Annotated in this window: 24 protein-coding genes; 9 read left to right on the top strand and 15 right to left on the bottom strand. The window is 41.9% G+C overall.

Annotated features, from left to right (window positions below; genetic code table 11):
- Nucleotides 1-61: 61 nt before the first annotated feature.
- On the bottom strand, nt 62-1,156 hold the full coding sequence (gene pdxA, locus V7K41_RS30065) for a 4-hydroxythreonine-4-phosphate dehydrogenase PdxA (protein ID WP_334854166.1): 1,095 nt from the start codon (nt 1,154-1,156) through the stop codon (nt 62-64).
- 206 nt (nt 1,157-1,362) lie between these two features.
- On the opposite strand from pdxA, the gene petM reads away from it, so the two are divergent.
- The 6 genes from petM to V7K41_RS30035 all read left to right on the top strand — a co-directional run bounded on the left by petM (nt 1,363) and on the right by V7K41_RS30035 (nt 6,461).
- Nucleotides 1,363-1,467, top strand: a complete 105-nt coding sequence (gene petM / locus V7K41_RS30060; RefSeq protein ID WP_094344256.1) for a cytochrome b6-f complex subunit PetM — start codon at nt 1,363-1,365, stop codon at nt 1,465-1,467.
- A gap of 249 nt (nt 1,468-1,716) precedes the next feature.
- A complete protein-coding gene (locus V7K41_RS30055; RefSeq protein ID WP_334854165.1) occupies nt 1,717-2,715 on the top strand; it encodes an SDR family oxidoreductase in 999 nt (332 codons plus the stop codon).
- A 130-nt stretch (nt 2,716-2,845) separates the two neighbouring features.
- The gene (locus V7K41_RS30050; protein WP_334854164.1) at nt 2,846-3,763 is read left to right on the top strand and encodes an NAD(+) kinase; all 918 of its coding nucleotides are present in this window, start codon (nt 2,846-2,848) and stop codon (nt 3,761-3,763) included.
- A 526-nt stretch (nt 3,764-4,289) separates the two neighbouring features.
- Nucleotides 4,290-4,976 carry a response regulator transcription factor NblR gene (nblR, locus tag V7K41_RS30045; protein ID WP_334854163.1) on the top strand — a complete coding sequence of 229 codons (687 nt, stop codon included), beginning with the start codon at nt 4,290-4,292 and terminating at the stop codon, nt 4,974-4,976.
- A 239-nt stretch (nt 4,977-5,215) separates the two neighbouring features.
- Nucleotides 5,216-5,722, top strand: coding sequence for a DUF192 domain-containing protein (locus tag V7K41_RS30040; protein ID WP_334854162.1), 507 nt, complete (start codon nt 5,216-5,218; stop codon nt 5,720-5,722).
- A gap of 511 nt (nt 5,723-6,233) precedes the next feature.
- Entirely contained in the window at nt 6,234-6,461 is a 228-nt protein-coding gene (locus tag V7K41_RS30035; RefSeq protein WP_190633019.1) for a DUF2949 domain-containing protein, read from the top strand.
- Between the two features lie 415 nt (nt 6,462-6,876).
- Here V7K41_RS30035 and V7K41_RS30030 read toward each other — a convergent pair whose 3' ends face one another.
- The 5 genes from V7K41_RS30030 to V7K41_RS30010 form a co-directional block, all read right to left on the bottom strand.
- The gene (locus tag V7K41_RS30030) at nt 6,877-8,031 is read right to left on the bottom strand and encodes a pyridoxal-phosphate-dependent aminotransferase family protein (protein ID WP_334854161.1); all 1,155 of its coding nucleotides are present in this window, start codon (nt 8,029-8,031) and stop codon (nt 6,877-6,879) included.
- Between the two features lie 1,294 nt (nt 8,032-9,325).
- Nucleotides 9,326-9,421 (bottom strand): hypothetical protein, encoded by a 96-nt coding sequence (locus V7K41_RS30025; RefSeq protein WP_334854209.1) that lies wholly within the window; start codon nt 9,419-9,421, stop codon nt 9,326-9,328.
- A gap of 161 nt (nt 9,422-9,582) precedes the next feature.
- Nucleotides 9,583-9,909: a DUF433 domain-containing protein gene (locus V7K41_RS30020; protein ID WP_334854160.1), complete on the bottom strand. Its 327-nt coding sequence runs from the start codon at nt 9,907-9,909 to the stop codon at nt 9,583-9,585.
- Nucleotides 9,910-10,088: 179 nt separating this feature from the next.
- Nucleotides 10,089-12,734: a leucine--tRNA ligase gene (gene leuS / locus V7K41_RS30015; RefSeq protein ID WP_334854159.1), complete on the bottom strand. Its 2,646-nt coding sequence runs from the start codon at nt 12,732-12,734 to the stop codon at nt 10,089-10,091.
- Between the two features lie 256 nt (nt 12,735-12,990).
- Nucleotides 12,991-13,368 carry a hypothetical protein gene (locus V7K41_RS30010; protein ID WP_334854158.1) on the bottom strand — a complete coding sequence of 126 codons (378 nt, stop codon included), beginning with the start codon at nt 13,366-13,368 and terminating at the stop codon, nt 12,991-12,993.
- A 128-nt stretch (nt 13,369-13,496) separates the two neighbouring features.
- Here V7K41_RS30010 and V7K41_RS30005 point away from each other — a divergent pair, with 128 nt between their 5' ends.
- Both V7K41_RS30005 and V7K41_RS30000 read left to right on the top strand, forming a co-directional pair.
- On the top strand, nt 13,497-13,688 hold the full coding sequence (locus V7K41_RS30005) for a hypothetical protein (RefSeq protein ID WP_334854157.1): 192 nt from the start codon (nt 13,497-13,499) through the stop codon (nt 13,686-13,688).
- Nucleotides 13,689-13,804: 116 nt separating this feature from the next.
- The gene (locus V7K41_RS30000) at nt 13,805-14,260 is read left to right on the top strand and encodes a gamma-glutamylcyclotransferase family protein (RefSeq protein WP_334854156.1); all 456 of its coding nucleotides are present in this window, start codon (nt 13,805-13,807) and stop codon (nt 14,258-14,260) included.
- Between the two features lie 16 nt (nt 14,261-14,276).
- Here the strand turns inward: V7K41_RS30000 and V7K41_RS29995 are convergent, their stop codons facing one another.
- The 3 genes from V7K41_RS29995 to V7K41_RS29985 form a co-directional block, all read right to left on the bottom strand.
- On the bottom strand, nt 14,277-14,891 hold the full coding sequence (locus tag V7K41_RS29995) for an anti-sigma factor family protein (protein ID WP_334854155.1): 615 nt from the start codon (nt 14,889-14,891) through the stop codon (nt 14,277-14,279).
- A gap of 157 nt (nt 14,892-15,048) precedes the next feature.
- Nucleotides 15,049-15,705, bottom strand: a complete 657-nt coding sequence (locus V7K41_RS29990; protein ID WP_104909929.1) for a sigma-70 family RNA polymerase sigma factor — start codon at nt 15,703-15,705, stop codon at nt 15,049-15,051.
- A 365-nt stretch (nt 15,706-16,070) separates the two neighbouring features.
- On the bottom strand, nt 16,071-16,223 hold the full coding sequence (locus tag V7K41_RS29985; RefSeq protein ID WP_334854154.1) for a hypothetical protein: 153 nt from the start codon (nt 16,221-16,223) through the stop codon (nt 16,071-16,073).
- Nucleotides 16,224-16,889: 666 nt separating this feature from the next.
- Between V7K41_RS29985 and V7K41_RS29980 the strand changes: the two genes are divergently transcribed.
- Nucleotides 16,890-17,522: a L,D-transpeptidase gene (locus tag V7K41_RS29980; RefSeq protein WP_442943309.1), complete on the top strand. Its 633-nt coding sequence runs from the start codon at nt 16,890-16,892 to the stop codon at nt 17,520-17,522.
- Nucleotides 17,523-17,526: 4 nt separating this feature from the next.
- On the opposite strand, the gene V7K41_RS29975 is transcribed toward V7K41_RS29980, so the two are convergent.
- The 6 genes from V7K41_RS29975 to V7K41_RS29950 all read right to left on the bottom strand — a co-directional run bounded on the left by V7K41_RS29975 (nt 17,527) and on the right by V7K41_RS29950 (nt 24,392).
- Nucleotides 17,527-18,099, bottom strand: coding sequence for a late competence development ComFB family protein (locus tag V7K41_RS29975; RefSeq protein WP_334854153.1), 573 nt, complete (start codon nt 18,097-18,099; stop codon nt 17,527-17,529).
- Between the two features lie 121 nt (nt 18,100-18,220).
- Nucleotides 18,221-19,156, bottom strand: a complete 936-nt coding sequence (locus V7K41_RS29970; protein WP_334854152.1) for a M23 family metallopeptidase — start codon at nt 19,154-19,156, stop codon at nt 18,221-18,223.
- A 521-nt stretch (nt 19,157-19,677) separates the two neighbouring features.
- On the bottom strand, nt 19,678-20,376 hold the full coding sequence (locus V7K41_RS29965; protein ID WP_334854207.1) for a DevA family ABC transporter ATP-binding protein: 699 nt from the start codon (nt 20,374-20,376) through the stop codon (nt 19,678-19,680).
- A gap of 89 nt (nt 20,377-20,465) precedes the next feature.
- Nucleotides 20,466-21,638, bottom strand: a complete 1,173-nt coding sequence (devC, locus tag V7K41_RS29960) for an ABC transporter permease DevC (RefSeq protein WP_334854206.1) — start codon at nt 21,636-21,638, stop codon at nt 20,466-20,468.
- 139 nt (nt 21,639-21,777) lie between these two features.
- On the bottom strand, nt 21,778-22,977 hold the full coding sequence (locus V7K41_RS29955; protein ID WP_334854151.1) for an ABC exporter membrane fusion protein: 1,200 nt from the start codon (nt 22,975-22,977) through the stop codon (nt 21,778-21,780).
- Nucleotides 22,978-23,687: 710 nt separating this feature from the next.
- A complete protein-coding gene (locus tag V7K41_RS29950; RefSeq protein ID WP_334854150.1) occupies nt 23,688-24,392 on the bottom strand; it encodes a DevA family ABC transporter ATP-binding protein in 705 nt (234 codons plus the stop codon).
- Nucleotides 24,393-24,413: the final 21 nt, after the last annotated feature.

The following is a 24,413-nucleotide window of genomic DNA, read 5'->3' as shown; positions in this document are numbered from 1 at the left end:
CCATATTGGGAACTGATTTGGTCGTGTCTTAACTATTTTCAGCAAAGCTGTACTTTAAAGACTATTCATTATTTTTCTTAGCCAATCTTTGACTAACCAACTCAGCTGCTAAATGTATCGCTGCTTTCATACTCGTAGCATCAGCAATTCCTTTACCCGCAATATCAAACGCTGTTCCGTGATCGGGTGAAGTCCGAACAAAAGGAAGACCTATAGAAGTATTAACTGCCCGATCGAACGCCATCAGCTTCATTGGAATTAAGCCTTGGTCGTGGTAAAGTGCCAAGTAGGCATCAGCGGGATTTTGTACTAAAGAATTTCCATACCAAGCTTGACCAGGTTTAACCCACATTGTATCTGGCGGTATTGGCCCATCTAGTTGCAATTGTGGTCGGTTTTGTTGCTCTTGCTCCAACCAGGGAATTAACCAATCTTGTTCTTCATCTCCAAGTTGTCCCTGTTCCCCACTGTGGGGATTTAACCCGGCGATCGCAATTCTTCCTCTATATATACCAAAATCTTTCTCTAAACACTCCACCAGCAAATCCAGTTTTTGTGTCAGCAACTGCGGTGTCAACACATCAGCTACTTGACGTAGGGGAATATGTGTGGTTGCAAGTAAAGCGCGGAGTGTCCAACCAGTATGGGGCGATCGCGCTACGAATAACATCCCAAAACGGTCAACACCTGATTTTTGTGCTAAAAGTTCCGTTTGCCCTGGATAATTGTACCCTGCGGCTTTCCAGGCAGATTTAGCGATCGGCCCTGTGACAATACCATCAAATTTACCAGCCAGTGTTTGAGCGATCGCATATTCCATATATGCAAAACTAGCCGCACCACTGGCTGCATTACCTATTCCTGAAATAATTCGATCTTTAATTTTTCCATTTAACTGCACATCGCTGACTGACAACTCATCTGGATTTGCCAAAGCTACTAAATTCTCAGTTAAATTCAGTTTGTGATACATCTGTGCAAGCAAATCCCTGTTACCCACTACTGTAACGTCATATTTTTTACGAATTTCTGCATCGGCTAAAGCTTTCAAAATCACCTCCGGCCCAATCCCCGCCGGATCTCCCAGCGTCAGCGCCAAACGCGGACGATTTTCTTTCACAAAATTTCTTAAACTACCTTGATTATTTGGATACATAAAATCTCTTCATAATTATTATCATCAAAGTTTCCCAATTTACCCATCTCCCTACTGTCATCAGTAGGGATTGCCCCCCGAACCAGTAGGGATTACCTGCTAAACTAGTTTAAAATTATTTACACAGGTCTAATCCTACAGCAACCATTGAAAAGCTTCTGTTAGACCTAGTTTACACACCACTTTGCATAAGGAGAATCATACTAATGGGCGGCGAAATTTTGAATGCAGCTCTATTGTCTTTCGGTTTAATCTTCGTGGGCTGGGGCTTAGGCGCGTTGTTATTGAAAATTCAAGGCACAGAAGAATAATTAGTACTGAGTTAAGAGTTAGAAGTAGAGACGCGATTAATCGCGTCTCTACAGGGGTTATTATTCTCCCCACTCCCCACTCCCTTTTTCATCGAAATGAGAAAAAAGCTTGTCCGTTAACCGGACAGCTATTTTCCCATCAGTCTATCCAAATAAATTGATTTTCTGAGAAAAGATGTAAACTTTTGTTTGCATAGGTTATTCTGATAACATTCTTTTCATAAAACATTAAAATTTATTACAACCCTCATGACATTATTAATCGTCGGTGCCACTGGCACCTTAGGAAGACAAGTGGCTCGTCGTGCTATCGATGAGGGATATAAAGTACGCTGTCTTGTCCGCAGCAGTAAAAAAGCAGCTTTTCTCAAAGAGTGGGGTGCAGAACTCGTACCCGGAAATTTGCGTTACCCCGATACCTTAGCGGAAGCATTGTCAGGTGTAACCCAAGTTATTGATGCTTCAACATCTCGCCCTACAGATTCACTAAGTATCAAACAAGTAGACTGGGAAGGCAAAGTAGCATTGATTCAAGCAGCAATTGCAGCAGGTGTCGAACGTTTTATCTTCTTTTCAATTTTAGATGCTGATAAATATCCAGAAGTGCCGCTAATGGAAATTAAGCGGTGTACAGAACTATTCTTGGCTGAGTCAGGCTTGAATTATACCATATTGCGACTAGCTGGATTTATGCAAGGGTTAATCGGTCAGTATGGGATTCCCATTTTGGAAGGACAGCCAGTTTGGGTAACAGGTAATTCTTCTCCCATTGCCTATATGGACACTCAGGACATTGCTAAGTTTGCGATCCGAGCATTGAGTTTACCAGAAACGGAAAACCAAGCTTTTCCTGTAGTCGGTACTCGTGCATGGAGTGCAGAAGAAATTATTAACTTGTGCGAACGCTTATCTGGAAAAGATGCCAGAGTAACGCGGATGCCAATAAACTTACTGCGTGCTGTTCGTGGCATAATGCGGTTCTTTCAGTGGGGATGGAACGTAGCAGACAGGCTGGCGTTTACAGAAGTATTGGCTAGTGGTAAACAGTTAAATGCTTCAATGGATGAAGTATATACAGTGTTTGATTTAGATCAGCAACAAACCACAACTCTAGAAAGCTATCTACAAGAGTACTTCAGCCGAATAATGAAGAAGCTCAAAGAAGTAGACTACCAGAAAAATAAAAATAAAAAGCAGAAACCTAAAAAAACTCCTTTTAAACAGTCTTCAAAAGCCAATAGTCAATAGTCATTACGAAACAGACATTAGTCGTAAAACTCTAGACTCTGGATATTTGATTCTAGATTAATGACTACATGACCAAAAATGTGTAACGATTACATAATACAGAGCATCGCCTAAACTTGGATATTTGAATGTGCCGAAAGCAGGCATTATCTACAATGACGTTAAACCGATAGCGGGTCGTGTCGCTATCGAGTTGAAAGACAAGCTAACCGCAGCCGGTTGGAATGTATGTATCACATCGAGTATTGGTGGTATACTGGGCTACCCTAACCCGGAGAGTCCTGTGTGCCATACCCCCATTGACGGTCTGACACCCCCTGGTTTTGACTCAGATATGGAGTTTGCAGTGGTATTAGGGGGAGACGGCACTGTTTTAGCAGCGTCTCGTCAAGTAGCCCCTTGTGGTATTCCACTACTAACAGTAAATACCGGCCACATGGGATTTTTGACAGAAACTTTCCTGAATCAATTGCCCCAAGCGCTAGAACAGGCGATGGCAGGTGAGTATGAAATTGAAGAACGAGCTATGCTCACTGTCAAAGTGTTTCGGGATGATTCAGTGCTATGGGAAGCCCTATGCTTGAATGAAATGGTGCTACACCGGGAACCTTTGACCTCTATGTGCCATTTTGAAATTGCCATAGGGCGTCATGCACCAGTAGATATTGCCGCAGATGGTGTGATTGTTTCTACGCCTACTGGTTCTACAGCTTACTCATTGAGTGCTGGTGGCCCAGTGGTGACTCCTGGTGTACCTGTTTTACAGCTAGTACCAATTTGTCCCCATTCCCTAGCTTCTAGAGCATTGGTATTTCCAGATACTGAATCGGTCAATATCTACCCAGTCAATATCCCTCGGCTGGTAATGGTAGTAGATGGGAATGGAGGGTGCTATATCTTACCAGAAGATCGAGTATATATGGAGCGATCGCAATATAGTGCCCAATTTATTCGCCTGCAACCGCCTGAGTTTTTCCGAATTTTGCGAGAAAAATTAGGTTGGGGTTTGCCACATATCGCTAAACCAACTTCGGTAGAATTGCCGTAAGGATTGGGGATTGGGGAAGGTGGGGTTCCCTCTGGGGATAAGGGGTAATGGGCATTGGTTATTAATTCTTTTCCCTTATCAAGGAAGGCAGGAGGCAGAGGGCAGTTCAAGAGTGGAGGAAAACTGCCCTCTACCTCCTGCGGCGATCGGAGGGAGCAGGGGTTTAAGACCTCACCGTTTATACGGCGCTTAAAATTGGGAGGGGTCTGAATCCTCTTCCAATTGTTCCTTCTGCCTCCTACCTCCTGCCTCCTTCAACGCTTTCATCAACCTACTCTCCATGCCCCATGCCCCCATTTGCTGATTTACTTGCAAAATTACTGGTATGGAGATGGAATTTGGAGTTAGTTATTAAGATTGCATCGGAGAATTCGATAGCTGACACCTGAACGTGCTAAAACATCCTTAGCAGCGCGTCAAATCAGGATTGTTACATCACTAAAAGCTCGTAATTGCACTTTATAACTGATGTAAAGATTTTCCCTGGAATATCTTTACAATCCCAAATCAAATATCCCAAATTGTTATGACAGTTGCTCAAAGTCCCTGTGTTTTGGTGATTGAAACCGATGAGAGCCTAGCAAATCAGCTTTCTTGCGATTTGCAAGAAGCCGGTTATGAATCAATTTTGGCTCATGATGCGAGGAGTGGTTTACAACACTGTCGCGATCGCCAGCCTGCTTTAATTGTTTTAGACCGGATGCTAGCAGGAGAATCAGGACTCTCATTGTGCAAAAATATGAGAAGCACTGGTATGCGATCGCCTGTATTGATTTTAATGGCAAGGGATACAGTTGACGATCGTGTAGCTTGTCTAGAAGCTGGAGCGGATGATTACATCCTCAAACCTTACCGTTCAGAAGACTTTTTGAAGTTGATTCGCCTCTATTTAAAACCCGATGTCGATACCACGGAGCAATTACGCTTTGGGGATTTAATTTTAGACATAGCAACTCGCCGTGCCATACACAACGGACGACCAATTGACTTGACAATGAAAGAATTTGAACTATTAAAATTTTTAATGGAACATCCCCGTGAGGTATTAACTCGCGAACAAATTCTAGAAAATGTTTGGGGTTATGACTTTCTGGGTGAGTCGAATGTAATTGAAGTGTATATCCGTTACTTGCGGTTAAAAATTGAAGATGAAGGTCAAAAGCGCCTCATTCAAACAGTGCGAGGCGTAGGGTACGTTTTAAGAGAATCCTAATACACTAGTACTGCAAGGCAGAAGTCAAAAGTCAAAAGAATTGTATTCCGGGCTTTTGTGCCATTTTGAATGGTCTGTTATTTACACCGTGGTGTACTAGGAAGTTTGCCTATCTCCTTGCCTTGTTCCCAGTCTCAGCCAGGGAATGTATATTTGGGTGTTGCTGCCTTCCACCCAAGGGGTTTTTCTGCCTACAACACTGTAAAATTGAAGTCTAAATTACAAAATCGAAAAACTATATGACTCGTCGGCTAAGTTTGCTCTCGATGTTGCTGAGTATTTTTCTGATGGGTTGTTCTGTGCCAACAACAGCTAAATCTCCCAGCCTCATGTCTGATTCTCAAACTCCAGCACCAAAGAGTTTAGGTCAAACACTACCAATTTCTGCTAAAGCGATTGTTCCTAATGGTACAACGATTCAATTAGAGGTAGCGCAGACGCCACAACAGCAACAGATGGGGTTGATGTATCGACCAGCTTTACCAGATGACCGGGGAATGCTGTTTGGGTTTCGTTCAGCACAATCAGTCAGTTTCTGGATGAAGAATGTACCTGTACCTCTGGATATGGTATTTCTACATAAAGGTGTAGTTAAATATATTCAGGCTGCTGCACCTCCTTGTGCAAGTGAGCCTTGCCCTACCTATGGCCCCAATACACCAATCGATAAGGTGATTGAACTTCGCTCTGGAAGAGCTGTCGAATTGAAGTTGAAAGTAGGCGATATTCTCAAAATTGAGTTTTGAGACTCCAGTGCGTTGCAAGGATAAAAATTTGGGTGGTTGCTCTGTTGAGAACCTAATACGGTCGAAATATATGTTGTTTCTGTAAAAAATGTCACTTTATGTGGCAAAACAGTCACTTGTAACGCTACTATTTAAAAACTGTGGTAATAATGTAAAATTCTACTGTCTCCAACCTTAAATCACAGTCTTAAGGTTTGGTTGCAAAAATATTCCCTTGGGCGTAACTGTAAATAGTCGCTAATAAGAGAGTATAGGCTATGGAATCTTTGTTACTACCTGTGTAATTAAATAAAGCACAAAAGTAAACAGGATGGAGCCAATTTAACTAAGTAAAAATACTGCTTGAGAATCGAGCAGATGATTTATACGAAAATTTCTATCTTTTAGAACCTCTATGAGAAGCCTCTGTTGAAGGCAGATCAAAAAAACTGTGCTGAGGTGTATAGCCGATAACGGCACAGTGACAGATGAAATACTGGCTACTGTCTACCAAGTAATAGTGAAGTGATATATGACAATACATTCTGCACAAGGAGGTGAGATACAAATGTCACCATCAAAATATTCTCGACTGATTCATTTTTTGCAAGAAGATTTGGCAATTTCCACAGCATCACTAGCGGTGGCGCTTCGGCATCGGGAGCAAGACCCAGGCCCTTTGGCAATGATTCTTTGGCAGTATGGGTTAATTACTCTAGAGCAATTAGAAAAAATTTATGATTGGCTGGAGACGGCATAGGTTATACCAATTTTGGATTTTAGATTTCGTCGTGACATTTCCCTACGGGATGCTACGCGAACGACAAGCTCAGTAGAAAGATGCTCAGTCGAACGATTTTGGATTTTGGATTAAAAGTTTTTAGCAAATGCCTGTTACCAGAATCTTCAACAATACTATTTATGCCAATTTGGTATGATACTAAGTTGCCTAAGTTAATATTGTTTGGTATCAAAGACACTGTGCGATTGTCTCCAGAGCAAATAATACTATCTAGGGGAAGTTGGTATCATTTAGGAGAATTGAGGCATGTTTTATCAAGTCTACCTGATGGAAAAGTTGATATATAGCTCTCTTGACTCTGACGATTTCTACTTATTTATATACAAATTAAAAGAGCGAGTTGATAATCTAACTCGCTCTTTTAATTTAGTACTCAGGACTGACTAAACACTCTGACTGCTGCTGCTACACCAGAACCAGGGGTAAAGTCTTCGTAGCCAAGTTCTGTGAGGACAACTTCTAAGGATGCTATACAGCTAAGGATATCGCGATCGCTCACAAAACCCAAATGACCAATACGGAAAATTTTATTGCTCAAATGATCTTGACCACCGGCTAAAGCAATATCAAAGCGTTTTTTCATCAATGACCGAATCTTATCCGGTTCAATTCCTTGTGGTGCTACAGCCGTAATCGCCGGACTAGCGGAATTGTCTGCTGCAAGTAAGGGTAAATTTAATCCTTTAATGGCGGCGCGGGTAGCATTTTTGAGCCGTTCATGTCGAGCAAATATTGATTCTAAGCCTTCCTCTTTCATGATTCGCAACGTGGTGTATAACGCTACGATCAAGTTCACAGGCGGAGTAAATGGAGTTGTATTTTTGGCTGTGGCTTTGCGATATTTGCCTAAGTCCAAATAATATTTCGGTAGCTTCGCAGTTTTGTAAGCTTCCCAAGCTTTGGGACTGACAGAGACAAAACCCAATCCCGGCGGAATCATATAACCTTTTTGGGAACCGGAGGCGACGATATCCAAACCCCAAGCATCGACGGGTAGATTGAACGCACCCAAGCTGGTGACGGCATCAACGATAATTAAAGCTTCACCGTGTTCTTTGACATGGCGGTTGATGGTTTCTACGTCATTCAACACACCCGTCGAGGTTTCGCTGTGGGTAATGATTACGGCTTTGATTTGCTTTTGGGTATCTGCTTGGAGTTTTTCGGCAAATACTGCGGGGTCTAAGGGTTTTCCCCATTCCACCTTAACTTCTTCTACATTCAAACCATAGGCTTGACCGATTTCTACCCAGCGTTCACCAAATTTACCATTAGAGCCAACTAAAATGCGATCGCCTGGAGAGAGAAAATTAATTATTCCCGCTTCTACAGCACCCGTACCACTGACATTCAGCATCAGCACATCACTTTGAGTTTGGTGCAACCACTTGAGGTTTTCTGTCACCTCTGCCAAGATGTTGCTAAATTCATTAGTACGGTGCCCAATCGGATGCTTGGCTAATGCCAGTAAGGCAGCTTCTGGCACCGGTGTAGGGCCTGGAATCATCAGCATCAGCTTATCGTTCATGTGTCTATCCTAAAAGTCAAATAAAAGTCAAAATTGTGGAAAGTTGGTTAAGTCTGATAGCAAATCCTAGATGTTCATCTACAAATTCCACTCAGATTGTTTACCAACATTGTTGTATATTTTCCAAATTCATAGGAAAAGTATCGTGGGAGTTAACGATCGGTCAGCTTGACCTTTGCAATTTATACCAGACTCCAACTCAGATAAAACCTTTGTTCCAGGCAATCTTACCACACACTTAGACGCCAGGTTAAAGTGTCTGTTCGTAGGCGAACGGCTATTTTAGGCAAAGATGAAACATCTATCTAGATGAGGCATAGGTACGAGAAATTTTTAAATCTACCTATAATCCACCTCAGTTGTTTTTATAAAAAACGCGAAATTGTTTTGAACATCGCGGTAATTGTCAGTGAAAAAGTTGTGTTTTGCTTCCACGAAAGAAGTAACCCCCTACACTATACAGAAGACTTGGATGTTACCGTTTGCTAAGAGATAGAAGATACCCAACCCAAACTTTTCAATCTATTTGATTCAAAGATTTGTTCTTGGGTTGCCATTTTCTAAAAAATACCTTCATCTATGATTTATTTGAGTCAAAATCGCTTCGATGCCAATATCCAAGACTTTTCTGGCTTATTTGTAGCGACTAATTTGACGCAGAATTTGAGATATCTATGCTACTAATTGCTGCACTTTTTGATACTGTACTTAGTGGTAAGCAATGCCGACGGCGGGTACTAATAAACTATAAGTTTTTATACTATACTTACAAAATTGCTACAATCGTGCTTAGTCTCCTTAGTTACTATTCACGGTGAGTCGTTTTTAACTAGTGTTCAGTTCATAAACTGTCACTCACTAGATCCCCGGTATTCTTACAAAAGAGATATTCTTAGTTAGTGCAAGGAGTGATACCATTTCACCACATGTTTGTCACAAGTTATCCCCGTAATACTCCCTCCTCAGGGAGTGTTGCAGATTTCAAATGTTGCATCAAACGAGTGAGTTGGTATAAGCTTTTACGGAAAAGCGTTTGAGTGAGCAAAACTCTCAAGCGCTTTTTTGTGTATAAATAAAACAGTCCAACTTTCTAGACGAACGGTATAGATGTTTTTAAATACACATACACCAGAGAAGTCAACTACTAAAAGAGTTGTTGCAACATATACTTGATGAGTTTAGCATTTGGTGTTCCATCAAAACCTTTTTAAGTGACTGGACGTACCACACGAATTAGTTTTCCTTACAACGGTTCTTCTGCTGCCACAGCCTCATCTATCCGTGCTGCAAATTGTTACCAATTACGATTGTTTGTGCAAACAATAATACCGAAGTGGTTAGAATCACGACGATGCAAACGGATAAAATCAACTCTGTTGATAATTAATATTGAGTGTTCTTGACTTATGGCAAATGCTAGTACTTCCTCATCAGATATACCTCGGTCTGTATTTTCTGCTTCTTAAACTGTCAAAACATCATGTCTCAAAGCGCGTAATAATTCCACAACTGGAAATGAAACTGCTCATCTGCATAAAATCGTGCCATCGATTAGGCAGCCTCATTACGCTCAATTGCCAATTTGATTTCATCGGGATAAGCTTTTGCATATACCCAAGCATTAGCTAAATCTGTAGCTGTAATGGTTGGATAGCTCGTCAAAAAGTCAGCATCACTATATCCAAGATGGTGAGCTTCCACAATTACCCAAACGGGAATACGAGTTTTAGCGATGCGAGCCTCTCCACCACAGACTCTATGAATTTTTTCAATTCCTTTCCAATTGTTACCAAGACTTTGAGCAAGTAACTGTATAGCCTGCAATTTTTCATCAGGATTCAGAGCAAGAAGTTGTTGTTCTAACTCTTTGAGTGTCATGGATGTAAATCCTCTGATGTTTTGTCAGGCTACATTTACAATTTTATCGATTCTAATACAAGTACAAAATTTAATTAATTCGTAGCGAATTATTTGCGCCCCTACCCTGCAAAAAGGCGAAGCGCATCTGCGTTTAAATTTAAACCCTCAATTCGCCACGATTTTATGCAAAGCTGTACTTAGCTAACTACAAAATTCACCAACTTTCCAGGCACTACAATTACCTTTTTAATCTCTTTACCTTCAATGTAACGCTGGGCAATTTCTGATTCACGGGCATATTTCTCCAACGCTGCTTTATCTGCTTGTGCTGGTACTTGAATCGAGCCGCGAGTTTTACCCATAACTTGAATCACTAAAGTAATTTCATCAGCTACCAAAGCATCAGGGTCAAATGATGGCCAAGTTTGAGTGTGAACTGAATCACTTTCACCCAATAAATGCCACAATTCATCAGCAATGTGTGGTGCAAAGGGTGCTAGTAAGACCACCAAAGTCTGAATTCCTTCTGCGTAAATTGGTGAATTTTTCGCTTCGGCATCAGTTAAAGCATTACTCAACTTCATCAATTCTGAAATAGCTGTGTTGAATTGATATTCGTCTTCTACGTCTTCTGTCACCGCTTGAATAGCCTTATGAATTACCCGCCGCAATTCCTTTTCTGCCTTAGTTAAATCAGATTGGGCTTTTTTACGGGATACCCCAGCAGCAATATAATCTGTCACCAAACGCCAAACCCGATTTAAAAAGCGAAATTGTCCTTCTACATCGGCTTCATCCCATTCCAGGTCTTTTTCTGGCGGCGCTTTGAACAAGATGAACATCCGCGCTGTGTCTACACCGTATTTAGAAATTACATCTTCTGGCGCTACACCGTTACCCTTTGATTTAGACATGGTGGCATAGAGACGTTGTAATGGTTCACCTGTCTCGGGGTCACGGGGGTCGGCTGAATTTACCAGATTAGAAGGAATCCATTTATCTTTACCACCCTTATTAGGATTTAGGTAAGTTAAACCCTGTACCATCCCTTGAGTTAACAGGCGTTGAAAGGGTTCGTCAAAATTTAACAAACCTCTGTCCCGCAGAACCTTAGTAAAGAACCGCGAATATAACAAATGTAAAATTGCGTGTTCAATCCCACCTACGTACTGATCAACTGGCATCCAGTCGTTTATTTTACTAGAATCGAAAACCTGTTGTTCATTTTTAGCGTCAGGGAAGCGCAAGTAATACCAGGAGGAATCAATAAAAGTATCCATCGTGTCAGTTTCCCGCTTCGCTGGAGTGCCACAAGTCGGACAAGGTACATTTACCCAGCTTGACAACTGAGTCAAAGGTGAACCGCCACGTCCAGTAAATTCCACCTCTTCTGGCAACTCTACGGGTAAATCTTTGGCAGGTACAGGAACTATCCCACAGTTGGGACAGTGAATTACAGGTATCGGTGCGCCCCAGTAACGCTGCCGCGAAATCAACCAATCCCGCAAGCGATATTGCACCCGCACTTTACCAAAACCTTGTTGTTGGGCGTATTCAATTATTGCTTGTTTAGCATCTGTGGAAGTCATACCAGTAAAAGCCCCAGAATTAATTAAAATTCCTGGTTCTGTGTATGCCTGGTTGTATTCAATTTGAATGAGTTGTGTGACTTCATCAATCTCTGATGTTGGGGTTAAGTCAAAACCTGCAACATCATCTGGGGAAACAATGACAAAATCAATTGGCAAATCGTAATTTTTGGCAAACTTAAAATCCCGGACATCGTGTGCTGGTACACCCATAACTGCTCCAGTACCATACTCATACAGTACATAGTCAGCAATCCAAATCGGCACTTCTTCCCCTGTAAATGGGTTAATTGCCTTACCACCTGTGGGGATACCCCGCTTCGGTTTATCTTCAGAGGTACGTTCCAACTCACTTTGATGGGAGACTTCTTTAATAAAGGCTTCTACCGCTGCTTGTTGTTCTTTTGTGGTGACGCGCTTTGTTAAGGGATGTTCTGGTGCTAACACTAGGTAGCTAACACCATAAACTGTATCTGGACGTGTAGTGTACACTCCGATTTTTTCATCTATCCCAAGAATGGGAAATTCTAAATAAGCGCCTGTAGATTTGCCAATCCAGTTTGCCTGCATCGATTTGACGCGTTCCGGCCAACCTGTCAATTGATGCAAGTCATTGAGCAATTCTTCGGCATAGTCGGTAATCTTGAAAAACCACTGGCGTAATAATTTGCGCTCAACTATTGCCCCACTCCGCCAAGAACGTCCCTCGTTATCAACTTGCTCATTTGCCAGCACAGTTTGATCAATCGGGTCCCAGTTTACAGCTGCTTCTTTTTGATAAGCTAACCCTGCTTGCAAAAACTGCAAAAAAATCCATTGTGTCCACTTGTAATAATCTGGCGAACAGGTAGCAAGTTCACATTCCCAATCAATGGATAAACCAAGACGCTGCAATTGTTGCCGCATCTGAGCCATATTCTGATAAGTCCACTTTGCTGGTGGTACACCACGGTCAATGGCAGCGTTTTCTGCTGGCAAGCCAAAGGCATCCCAACCCATTGGGTGTATTACCCGATACCCTTGCATTCGTTTGAGGCGGGCAATCACATCGGTAATCGTATAATTACGGACGTGACCCATGTGTAGGCTGCCCGATGGATAAGGGAACATGGAAAGAGCGTAGAATTTTGGCTTGTTGCTAGCTGTAGGTGTCTTATCTAAGCCAAGTTCTACCCATGTTTTTTGCCATTTTTCCTCAATTGCTGCTGGGTTATATCGGGAATCAACAGAATCACGTATTTCCAATGGTTTCATGCCTGTTACACTTTACTTCTACTAATTTTCTAGTATTTGATCTTTACTAGGACATTTGAACTACTATGTTGAGGGAATTATCTGTCTAGTAATTTTCTAATTTAATTTATAAAATCAATTTACTATTATTTCTTTCTACCCTCTGTTTCTATCTATCTTATATCTCTAAAGTCCAACAACTTTGGGTATATAGGACATAAAAAAGTCCCTAAGCTTAGGATGTTGGGGACTAAATGTGTTATGGTTTTAAACTGATTTACTGAGTTAGCAGTCCGATCGCCATTTCAAGGTGCATCTTAGCCTTGTGCAAGTTAAGCAAATTCTCTTGAGCATATCTGTCAGGATAGCTCATCGCTTTGCCCTCCATCGTCAGCTTGATCAGCGCTGCTTGCTCATCAGTGGGTGAATTCATCTCATCTACCACCCCTTCAAGGAATTGAATAACGCTAAAGCCTGGTGACTTCAATCCTCTTCCCTGGCTTAGTTGAATGAGTGCTATCTGTGGGAATGCCATTAAGGTGACAATCCAACTAGTCTTGTAGCCTCCATTCCCAGTAGGCTTTAATCCGTAACGCCTACACAAGTCTCTCAACTCAGCAGTGGTTTTGATTTCGAGTTCTGACCTTGTGAACATAAAATAGAGTTACCCATTTGTAAAAGTGGTATCGGTGGTGAACCATTTACCAGGATGAAAGCACCACCGATTTAAAATCATATTTACTCGCTTCCACGTAGATCAAGCTATATTTACATCTCTCAACAATGGCTAATCCTAAAGGAAATCCAGAAAATTTAAAAAAATTCACTACTGACAGAGAGGAGCCACTGACCGAGAAAATGAATATACGCATGACTAAGACAATGAAAGAGGAAGTGCAGCAACAAGATAACCCTCCTGAATTTTGTAGAGAAGCTATTCAAGAGAAGTTAGATAGGAATAAAGGGCAAGAGTAGTACTTAATTGTTTAACTATTAATCTAAGTAAATAAAAATACCTCTAGAACTGATATCTAGAGGTATTCAACATCATAGGTTTTTATTGCTGTCAAGTTAGATGGTTAAAATAGGCGATGGTTGAATCAAATCTAAAATTTACTGATTTGGTGAGGGTTTTTGTCTACGGCACGCTCAAACCAGGTGAAGCTAACTATAAAAGATACTGTAGTGGCAAAGTAGTTGATGTCAAAATAGCTCTTGTACAAGGCAAATTATTTGCTCTGCCAATGGGCTACCCAGCGATGACACTGGGGGATAGCCAAGTTTACGGATATTTACTCTCTTTTTCCAACCCAAGGATTTTAAATGAGCTAGATGTGCTGGAAGATTACCAGCCCAATAGAAAAACACCAGAAAACCTCTATAATCGGCAAATTATCGAGGTTTATGACCCACAGTCGCTTTATCTGGGTTGGGCTTGGGTTTATTTAATGACTTTAGAGAAAGTTGAGCGATTAGGAGGATTCCTCCAGCCTGGGGGCTGGTGGAGCGGCTGTGGTTTAACCCCAAAGTACAGTTATGAACTGTAAACTGTTAACTTTGCGATTAGTTTATATCCTGTTTGGGGTCGTGTCGTTGCGGCTGTACCTGATAAATTGAATTTTCTGGAGAGGCTACTGCTGCTTTCGGAATTTCAATTACCGGGTTATTTAGTCCCACCATCAGCGGGGAAGGGGGAACTATAGATGCCGAGGACGTTTGTATAGGTTCTCTTTGTGGTCGTTGTGCCAGTTGCGGCACCATCGAACCACCACCTACTAAGCCAGATACTGCACCGATTACACAAGCAGCAACGGCTGCACCTCCCACCATCCAGTTTAAACGGGAGCGACGGCGCAAACGTGTCAATACTTGCTGAACTGTTTCTTCTGGCGACTGTTGGGCTGCTGGCACTGGGAGCGTCCGCAAGCCTTGGCGCAGCTTTAACAGTCGAGCATACAAACATTGAACTGAGGCATCATTTGCCAGCCATTCTTCTACTTGCCTGCGTTCGGTGGCTGTGACTTCACCATCCAGGTAAGCACTTAATAATTCGAAGCGATCGCGCTTCACTATATTCATAAGACCCGTTGATTCATTGGTATGCTTGGCCATTCCATCTGACAAATCTTGAGGAAGTTGCAAAGGAGAACGGTCGTAAAACTGAGAATCAGTAGTCATCTTAACATTATTACCAATTCATACACGGGTAAACTGGGTGCAAATTTCCGGAAAATTAGCCAATTTTCCTCTTAAAGGGAGAAACAATCTACGTCTTTCTAGTAATTTTTAATCTATGCTTAAATTCTGCCATTGGGCAGAGGCAAGATACTGTAAATTAGGAGTCTAGATAATTCTGCAAGTGGGCTTGCAACCTCGATCTAGCTCTGGCTATTCTTGACTTCACAGTTCCTAGAGAAACTCCAGTGATTTCGGCAATTTCTTCATAAGCCATGCCTTCGATTTCTCTGAGGACAATGGTAGTACGAAAAACTTCTGGTAAATCCGCGATCGCTTCTTGCAATTGCTCGTAAAATTCTCTAGTTGTCAGTTCTTCCTCAGGACCTGGGGTATCGCCAGCTATTTCCCAATCCATCTCGCCGTCCTCTAAGGAACGGGGAGCATCCAGTGACAAAGGACTCATAACCCGCTTGCGTTTCCGTAACTCGTCGTAAAACAAGTTCGTGGCAATGCGGCTTAACCAGCCCCGAAATTTAGCAGGCTCTTGTAATCGGTTAATATTCCGATACACTCGAATCCAAACCTCTTGAGCTAAATCGGCTCTGTCAGGCCAATCTGGAGCCAGGTGGTATAGAACTCGATCGACTTGACTTTGATAGCGGCGTAATAGTTCCGCAAAAGCAGCACGATCTGGTCGCAGTCCGGCTTGACAGCGCAAAATTAAATCGTGGTTAGGGAGTTTGTCAACTTGCACTGATGCTTCTGGATACTTTGCATCAACCGTTGACCAGGATACAGTAATCGATTGACTCATAGATCGTACTGGCTCTAAATCATCCCTATCTATTAGACCTGCTAATGGGACAGAAGTTCCACGCTCAGGTGACGGATTGATGACTGGAACACTGAAGCATACAATTTTGGATACATTTATAGCAATAAGCAGAGCCACTTTTCCTTATACTGCTCCCATAGTTGCCTAAGACCCATCAACGAACAAAGGCGCAATTCAATGCACATTTTAGGACTTTTAGCAACTGGGTATATACGCTTGCTCGAGATAATTAAATTTGGCTATAAAAATGAAGATAAAATTTTGTAATTCTAACTTCTTGATACCTTTAAAATTCGGGTAATAATTACTGGAAGTTAGGTTGCTGTGGTTGCTAAGATGGTGATTTAATTTTTTGATTTCGTTAGCAGAATAGTTGCTGATTGTTCTGCTTGTGGTCCGAAGGCAGCACTAGAGTTATGTTGCTCTGGTACGCGAACTTGAAAAAAGAAATTCAGGGAAAATGTAATTGTTACCGCTAGCAATAGTTTTTCAAACATGATTTTTCATCCACCCACACCATTAATGATTGATTGCTACATTTCAAGAGTTCCACCAAAAAGTCCGAGGAGAGGCTTACGATCCTCAGAATTTTTGAGGAATGAGGTTGCTCACTTAGAATTTTGCCGCTGGGACAATTTGTATAGTCTTAGTTTGCCCAGAGGTGTTGGCAGATTTACAAAGGAAATGATAAGTATTGATAAATTTTTGATAATTAGATGATGAACTCATCCAATTACTCGGCTGAATATGTCAGGGATAAACAATAGGCGATGGCAATGGTAAGAAACGAATCTGTAGGGCGTATGGTAATGCTGCTTTGTTTTGGCACAGCATTTTTATCCTTAGCTGTCCATTGGCGCATTAGTACGGCGGAACGGCAGTATGAGAAGTCTGCATCTACTTTGATGCGGCGAGATCCTACCCGAACCAATATTAAGGGAAGCCGGACAGAGGGAGTCTACAAAAATCTTTCCCAAGTGAGTTTGGGGGAAATTGCGCTGGGTGGATCTGTGCCACCTGATGAAGTTACCCAAGGCTCGACTGCCCAGAGGACATTTACACCAAAGTCCTCTGCTATTAAATCTAAAACTAAATCAAAAATAATTAAGAAGAATCTAGCTAAAACAACTACTCGTAGGGTTTCTACATTCAAGTCTTCTACGATTAAGTCGCAAATAATTAAGAAGAATCTAGGGAAAGCAACTACTCGTAAAGCTTCTACACTCAAGTCTTCTACCATTAAGCCTCAAACTATTAAGAATAATGTAGCTAAAGCAAGCGACCTACCAACTCAGACGCGGCTGGTGGGACAAGTAGAAAGACAAAATCCAGTTGCGGATAGTTGGCCAAAAGGTCTGTGGTCTCAGGCTTCAGCCCAACAAATACCATCTAATAGGCTGGCAAATGTCAAGACGCAAGTGGTAGTTGATTTAAGCGATCGCCGCACTTATGTATACGCAGGAGATGAGGTGATAGCCAGCTATCCCATTGCTGTTGGTAAGAAAGGTTGGGAAACCCCCACAGGTTCTTTCCAGGTGATCCACATGCGACACTATCCAATCTGGCGTCACCCGATTACTGGCAAAGTATTTCAGGCTGGTACAGATAGTCCCTTGGGAGATAGATGGATTGGTTTTTGGTCAGATGGACGGAATGAAATTGGCTTTCATGGCACACCGGATATTGACCTGGTAGGAACGGCTGTATCCCACGGCTGCCTGAGAATGCGTAATTCTGATGTCCGATTGTTATATGAGCAAGTGAGTATAGGGACAAAAGTGTTAGTACGTGAATAATTAATTAAGAGTCGTTGTCATCTGGCTTGTCATTTGGCTTGTCATTTTGCTCAAAATTAGGTGCGTATGTTTGGAGTAAAGCACTAACTTGGCGTACAACCTCATTGCCAGTGTTTTTGCCCAAGGCTTGCCGTTCTGGAAAGAAATTGGGTCGATCGAGGTAACGGTTAATTGCTGCACTTATTTGTTGAGAAATTAAGTCTTGCAGTTGTGCCTGAGCTGTTTGGCGCTGGAAGTTAGCACCTTCTTCTGTAGTAGCATACAAAGGTGGTAGGCGGTTGAGAGCGTAAGCAGCAATATCCCCGACATCTAGAGAACTTTCGCTGGTGGCTTCAATTTCTGCAACTCGCGCGATCGCTTCTGTCAGCACCAATTCTTCCATAACGTTAATGAATTGTTTGCGAGGTACCGCCACTACCTCACCAGTTAATAGCGCACCCATTAGCCGATCTAACGCCATATACTCTTCAATTGAGAGTTCTGAGGCGTTGTCACAGATTCTACCGACTTCTGCTTCCATTGCTGGTGTCAAATAACCATCCTGGAGAGCTTGTTCTACAATTTTTTCGATACTCATAACACTTATCATCACTTATGTTGGGCAAGCAAGGTAGGGACGGTATCAATCCAATTTATTTTGCCTAATTATCAGCAAAAAATACACAAATTATGCAAAGACAAGATCAATTCTGCCTCTACTAGTTAACGACCTTAGTTCGCCAAGGTGTTGGATCGACAGATTGTCCGTTGACATACAAACCCCAGTGTAAATGTGGTCCAGTGGCTGCACCTGTTGAACCTACTGCACCAATTAGTTGACCAGCTTTCACAAAATCACCTTCTTTAACGTTAATACGACTCAGGTGCATGAAAATACTGGTTACTCCTTGACCGTGATCGATGCCAACTACGTTACCGTGTATCCGAAACCCTTGGGATACCCTACCTACCAAAGCAACTCGCCCAGAGGCTGGGGCAATTACCGGTGAACCGGCAGCACCAGCGTAGTCAAGACCACGATGATAGTAGTCTTTTGCAAATGTACCATTATAGTAGCGACGTACACCATAGTTTGTACTCATCCGCCCTGCATTTGGCTTCAGGAATACTCCATTCCAATACTTTTCTGGTGTTTGTAGCGCTTTAAAAGCCGCCACACGCTTCAGTTCATACTCTGTGGCATCCACTCCGGCTTTGCCAGGTGGCAAAGTAATGCGTTGTATGGGGAATTTACGATTAAGCACATTCACTGCCAAGTTTCGCACTTGACCATCCCCTGCAACCCGAAGTGTTCTAGTTCCAGCTTTTTCTAGTGGAGTTGTGGGAACAAAAGCCCGATAATGATTGGGTGCAATTTCAAAGGCTGGGTATGTATTTTTACCACTGGCTACTGTTGGATTTGTACCATTCTCTGGATTATCTAGATTAATCACCACCGAGAGTGTATCCCCTAATTTAGGATTAGTTGGAATCACCTTTACTTGCAAAGCATCTACAGGCAATGCCAAGGCAATCGGGAGAACAGCAAATATTCCCTTTAACATATTTATTGCACGGCGATTGGCTGTCAAACTTTTGACATCAAAACCGAGCAACTTTTCGTTTGAACTACTAACGCTATTCTCAATAATCATAAAACTACAAAAAATCCCTTGCTTGTATTGGAAAATAGATTAGCTTATTATCGCTAGTATTTCCTGTTTGAAGCCAATGTTGTTGCCAACCATAAATTTTTGGAAATTCTCCAGGTACTTATGGATTGCAAGGGCAAATCATTTTATCTGTAATTTTAGGAAATTGGTCTTAACTCTAATAACCAAGGTGTATGACATTGGTAATGAGCATAAAATTTAACTGTGATTACATAAATAATACTTGAAGTAAATCTTAGAATCAACTGGACACTTTTTCAACTGGACACTAATATCACATTGTTAGGTTGAAATTGGTATAGGGAAATTACTTAAATTAGATTAAGTAAGTCGGTGAGCATAAATTAAACTATATACTAGTCGTAAATATTTTAAAATTTGCTGATAATAGCGCTTTATTTGCCGTGAAACTGCGAGATTAAGCCAGAAATGAGAGTCTGCCATGCCACAGTTAAGATTTACTTTATAAATCAACTCTGAATAATGGAATACGCTAATTAACTTTAAGCTGATAGTATTACTTTTGACTTGAGTTTACCATCTTCCATCTGGACAATGCGATCGGCAATGTCTAGGATGCGGTTGTCATGAGTAACCATCAAGATAGTACAGCCTTGTTCTTTTGCCAGTTTTTGCATGAGATTGACTACATCTCGTCCTGATTGACTGTCAAGGGCGGCAGTGGGTTCATCTGCGAGGATTATTTGAGGATGACCGACTAAAGCACGAGCGATCGCTACTCGTTGTTTTTGTCCCCCAGACAGTTGATCGGGATAGTAATGCAAATGATTTCGCAATCCTACTTGCTCTAACATTTGGGCTGACCTAGCTTGCATTTTTTTTAACCCAAGATGTTTGTGCAATTCTAAAGCCATTTTGACGTTTTGGAGTGCCGTTAAACTACCATGCAAGTTATGTCCTTGGAAAATATAACCGTTATGGCGTCGTGCTTGCACCAGTTCTTCAGCACTAGCACCACAAAGTTCTCGTCCCAACACTTGCAAACTACCAGATTGGGCAGAACGCAACCCACCCACTAAGGTCAACAAGGTAGTCTTTCCAGAAGCAGAGGGCCCAGTCATGATAATAATTTCACCAGCGTTAATCTCTAAGTTGATATTACATAAAACTTGCTTGCGGAGTGAGCCGTGACCAAAGTGGTGGTCGAGATTCTGGATAGAGATGATGGATTGACTAGTCATAAATAGATCGATTACTCGTGACGATCGCCATTGGTCATTTGTCCAAAGTCCAATTGCAAATGACCAATGACCAATGACAAATGACAAATTTAAAACATATCAGCGGGATCGGTGGCTTGGAGTTTGCGAGTGGCGATCGCACCAGAAATTGTACACATAATGATAGTCAGCACTAATACCTGCAATGCTCGAATCGCAGTCATGTAGATGGGCAAATTTGTAGCACTGCGAGTCAGTTGGTAAAGTGCTAAAGACACTCCCAGTCCGGGGAAGAAGCCCAATGCTGCCAAAATCAACGATTCTTCAAGCACCACACCTAGCAGGTAGTAATTGCGATATCCCATTGCTTTGAAGGTGGCGTATTCTCGAACGTGGGCATTAACATCGTTAGACAGGACTTGATAGACAATTATCACGCCCACCACAAACCCCATCGATACACCTAGACTGAAAATAAACCCAATTGGGGAATTTGTTCTCCAGAAGTTATTTTCAAATTCAATAAATTCGGCGTGAGTTAATACTCTGACATCATTTCTGAGGTAGGCTTTGAGCATTGCTGCTACTTTTTTCGGTTCATAGCCTGGTTTCAGAAGAATCAAACCTAGACTGACACTGCTGGACTGTCGCCCAGAAAATAGCCGCAAAAAATTTTGATCGCTGGTAATCAGGTTGCCATCAAAGCCAAAGGAAGCCCCGACTTGGAATAAGCCATTAATGGTAATTGTGCGCCGTTCTATTTCGGTAGTCAGGGTTTTACCTTGGTCAATTTGAGCGATCGCTTTTTGATAATCTCCTCTTGCACCACGATCGAACAAGACGGTATCCGGCATTTTGATCGCTTGCAATTGCTGGTTAACATCTGGTAAGTCAAAGGCTGGCTTGTCTGGGTTAAAGCCGATAACTAACACCCCTGTCTCACGGTGTGTTTGGGGATTCTTCCAGATTGTGTTGTTGAAATACATTGCTTGGGCCGACTTTACCCCTGGTATATCCATTGCTTGGTAAAGTCGCCGCCGAGAAAATGTAGACAAGCTTGGTAAGTTACGGGCTTGGGGACTGGTTAAAACAATGTCTGCTTGCAAACTGCGATGTAATCTGGTGTTACTGTCATACAGCGCAGTTTGAAAGCCTAGCTGCATGAACATCAGAAGATCCGCAAAGGCAATGCCTGATAATGCCACTAAAAGACGGCTTTTTTCATGATTTAGTTGCAGCCATCCTAGAGGAGTTCGCCGTTGCAGTTGTTTGATCAATCCCATCATAAGAAAGAAGTGGGGAGTGGGGAGTGGGGAGTGGGGGGCAGGGGAGGCAGAGGAAGAAGACTGTTGATTATTGACCAATGACAAATGACAAATGACCAATGACCAATGACTAATGACTAATGACTAATGACAAATTTCACAATTCAATTACTGCCTTAACTTGCATATTGGTTAAGGTAGCGGCTTTTCGGCTGGAAGCTTCATCTAGTCGGATGTGGACTTCTACTACTCTGTTGTCGATATTGCTGACGGGATCTGTGTTAATAACATTCTGCCGTCGCACTTGCAAGCCTTTGCGATCTACAATTCCCCGCAATTCAATTGGGAGGGAATCACCAAGTACTTGCACTTGCTGCCCTGAATGCACTTTGCCAATATCGCTTTCGTAGACTTCGGCGATGACATACATCTGGCTAGTTTGTCCAATATCTGCAATGCCATCATTTGAGACTAATTCCCCAGGATGGGTATGGATCTCAAATACCTGTCCATTTTGGGGCGATCGCACTACAGCCTGTTCGAGATTAACTTTTGCCAGATTCATCGCTGCTAGGGCACGATTGATTTCTGCTTTAGCAGCTTCTACATCCACTCCGCGCACTTCGGCGATTTCATCAAGTGTTGCTGTGGCTTGTTTAACTTGTTGCTGACTAGTTGATTGGGTACGATTTAACTGTGCTTGGGCTTCTTGCAAGCTTTTTTGGGCGGTTTCCAAGTTTAAACGCTTGCTATCCCGTTGGGAGGCGGAAATTGCGCCTTGTTGATATAGTTGCTGATAGCGTTCGTCTTCTGCTTGGGCGTTATGCACTTCGGCTTGAAATCGCTCAATTGTCGCTGCTTGGGTATTAATATCACCTTGGCGTTCTGCTTTTAGACGAGCGATCGCAGCTTTTTGGGCGGTAATTTCACCGCGTTTAGCACCTGCTTGAGTGCGGTTTAGGTTTGCTTGGGCTACTTTCACTTGTTCCTGTGCCTCTTTAAATGCCGCTTGCAACCGATCGCGGCTGTTCAAAATTGCGATCGTCTGTCCTGGCTTTACCCTATCACCCTCCTTCACCAACAACTTTTCTACCCGACTTCCTTCCGCAGACACCGCAGCAGAGAGTTTAATTACCTTTCCTTGCGGTTCGAGTCGCCCTAAAGCTGTTACTGTTTTTAACTGTGGCAATTGTGTTGCTGGTACTTGTGCTTCTTGATTGGCATAATTTTGCCTGCGTTTTACTATATAAAAACTTATTCCGCCAACTAATAAAGATATAGTTATACCTATAGCAACGGATGGACGCAGAATAGACTTAGGGAACGTTCTGTACCCTAGCTTTGAGTTTCGCACCATAGATTTACCTCTTAACTAGTGGCGCAGAAAAAATAAAAAGAACAGATTAGGCTTTTCTCCGTACTTATTTGCTAATTCCTAATTTTTTAGTTAGTTCTTGTTGATTTATCAATGAAAACTCCATAACAAAATTGTAAATTGTTGATATTTTACTTAGATAAGGTTATTTAGATGGATAGAAAAATAACAAATCATTTTACTGATTGAGAAGTTACTTTTCTTAAGAAACTACCTTTGGTTTATGAAAGTACTTAGGTATAGTAAACCGTTTCAAAAATACGGGTTGTAACAGCGCCAACAATCATAATCAAATTAAGTAAACAAAATAAGTATTTTTTGTCAAAGTTATGAATAATTCCAATCAATGTCAAATTTTGATGATTTACTTTATGTAAAAAGCAGATCGTGTTGATAATAATAGTAAATCGAAATAATCTAATTAGATACTAATTATGTCTATCTAAAATTTAGAGTGATTTCCACACAGAAATTATGAAATTTTTATCCAATACTTTCAAAAGTTAAGGAATATTTAAAATTTATCGTTCGGATGCAATACGGAGTAGTAAATTTAATCTAAAATCGGTGTTTAGAAACTTATTAGACATCTCCAAAAAATAATGTAGAGACGTGGCACTGCTACGTCTCTACAAAGGCTCTGGATAACGCATATTTAATTTCACCAGATATCTGTTGGAAGACCTAGCAGCTTAACTAGCTGCAACAACAGCATTGTCATTTACTAACTTGCCATCTTCCATGTAGACGATGCGATCGGCAATATCTAGAATGCGGTTGTCATGAGTAACCAAGAGAATGGTACAATCCTGCTCTTTAGCTAGTGTTTGCATCAGGTTGACCACATCTCGTCCCGATTTACTGTCAAGGGCGGCGGTGGGTTCATCCGCTAAGACAATTTTAGGACGACTGACCAACGCACGAGCGATCGCAACTCTTTGTTTTTGTCCCCCAGATAAATCATTAGGATAATAATTCAGGCGCTCTCCTAATCCTACCTCCTCTAACATTAGGGCTGACCGGATTTTCATTTCTGCTGGCGAAATATTATTATGCACTTCCAAGCCCATTCTGACGTTTTGGAGTGCTGTCAGGCTACCGTGCAAGTTGTGTGCTTGGAAAATATAACCGTTACTGCGTCGCGCTTGGGTAAGTTGTCGTTTGTTAGCGCCACACAGTTCTTGTTCCAATATCTGCAAACTGCCAGATTGGGCAGAACGCAAGCCACCGACTAAGGTGAGAAGTGTAGTTTTACCAGAACCAGAAGGCCCTGTCATAATAATAATTTCGCCGGCGTAAATATCCAGGTTGATATCAAAGAGAACTTGCTTGCGGAGTTGACCATGACCAAAATAATGGTCGAGATTTTTTACAGAGATTACGGGTTGACTAGTCATAAATAGCTTGATTACTGGTAA

This window comes from Nostoc sp. (assembly GCF_036917415.1).
Classification (GTDB): domain Bacteria; phylum Cyanobacteriota; class Cyanobacteriia; order Cyanobacteriales; family Nostocaceae; genus Nostoc.
Note: the sequence above shows the minus strand (reverse complement) of the source record. Positions and strands in the feature narration are given on the sequence as shown.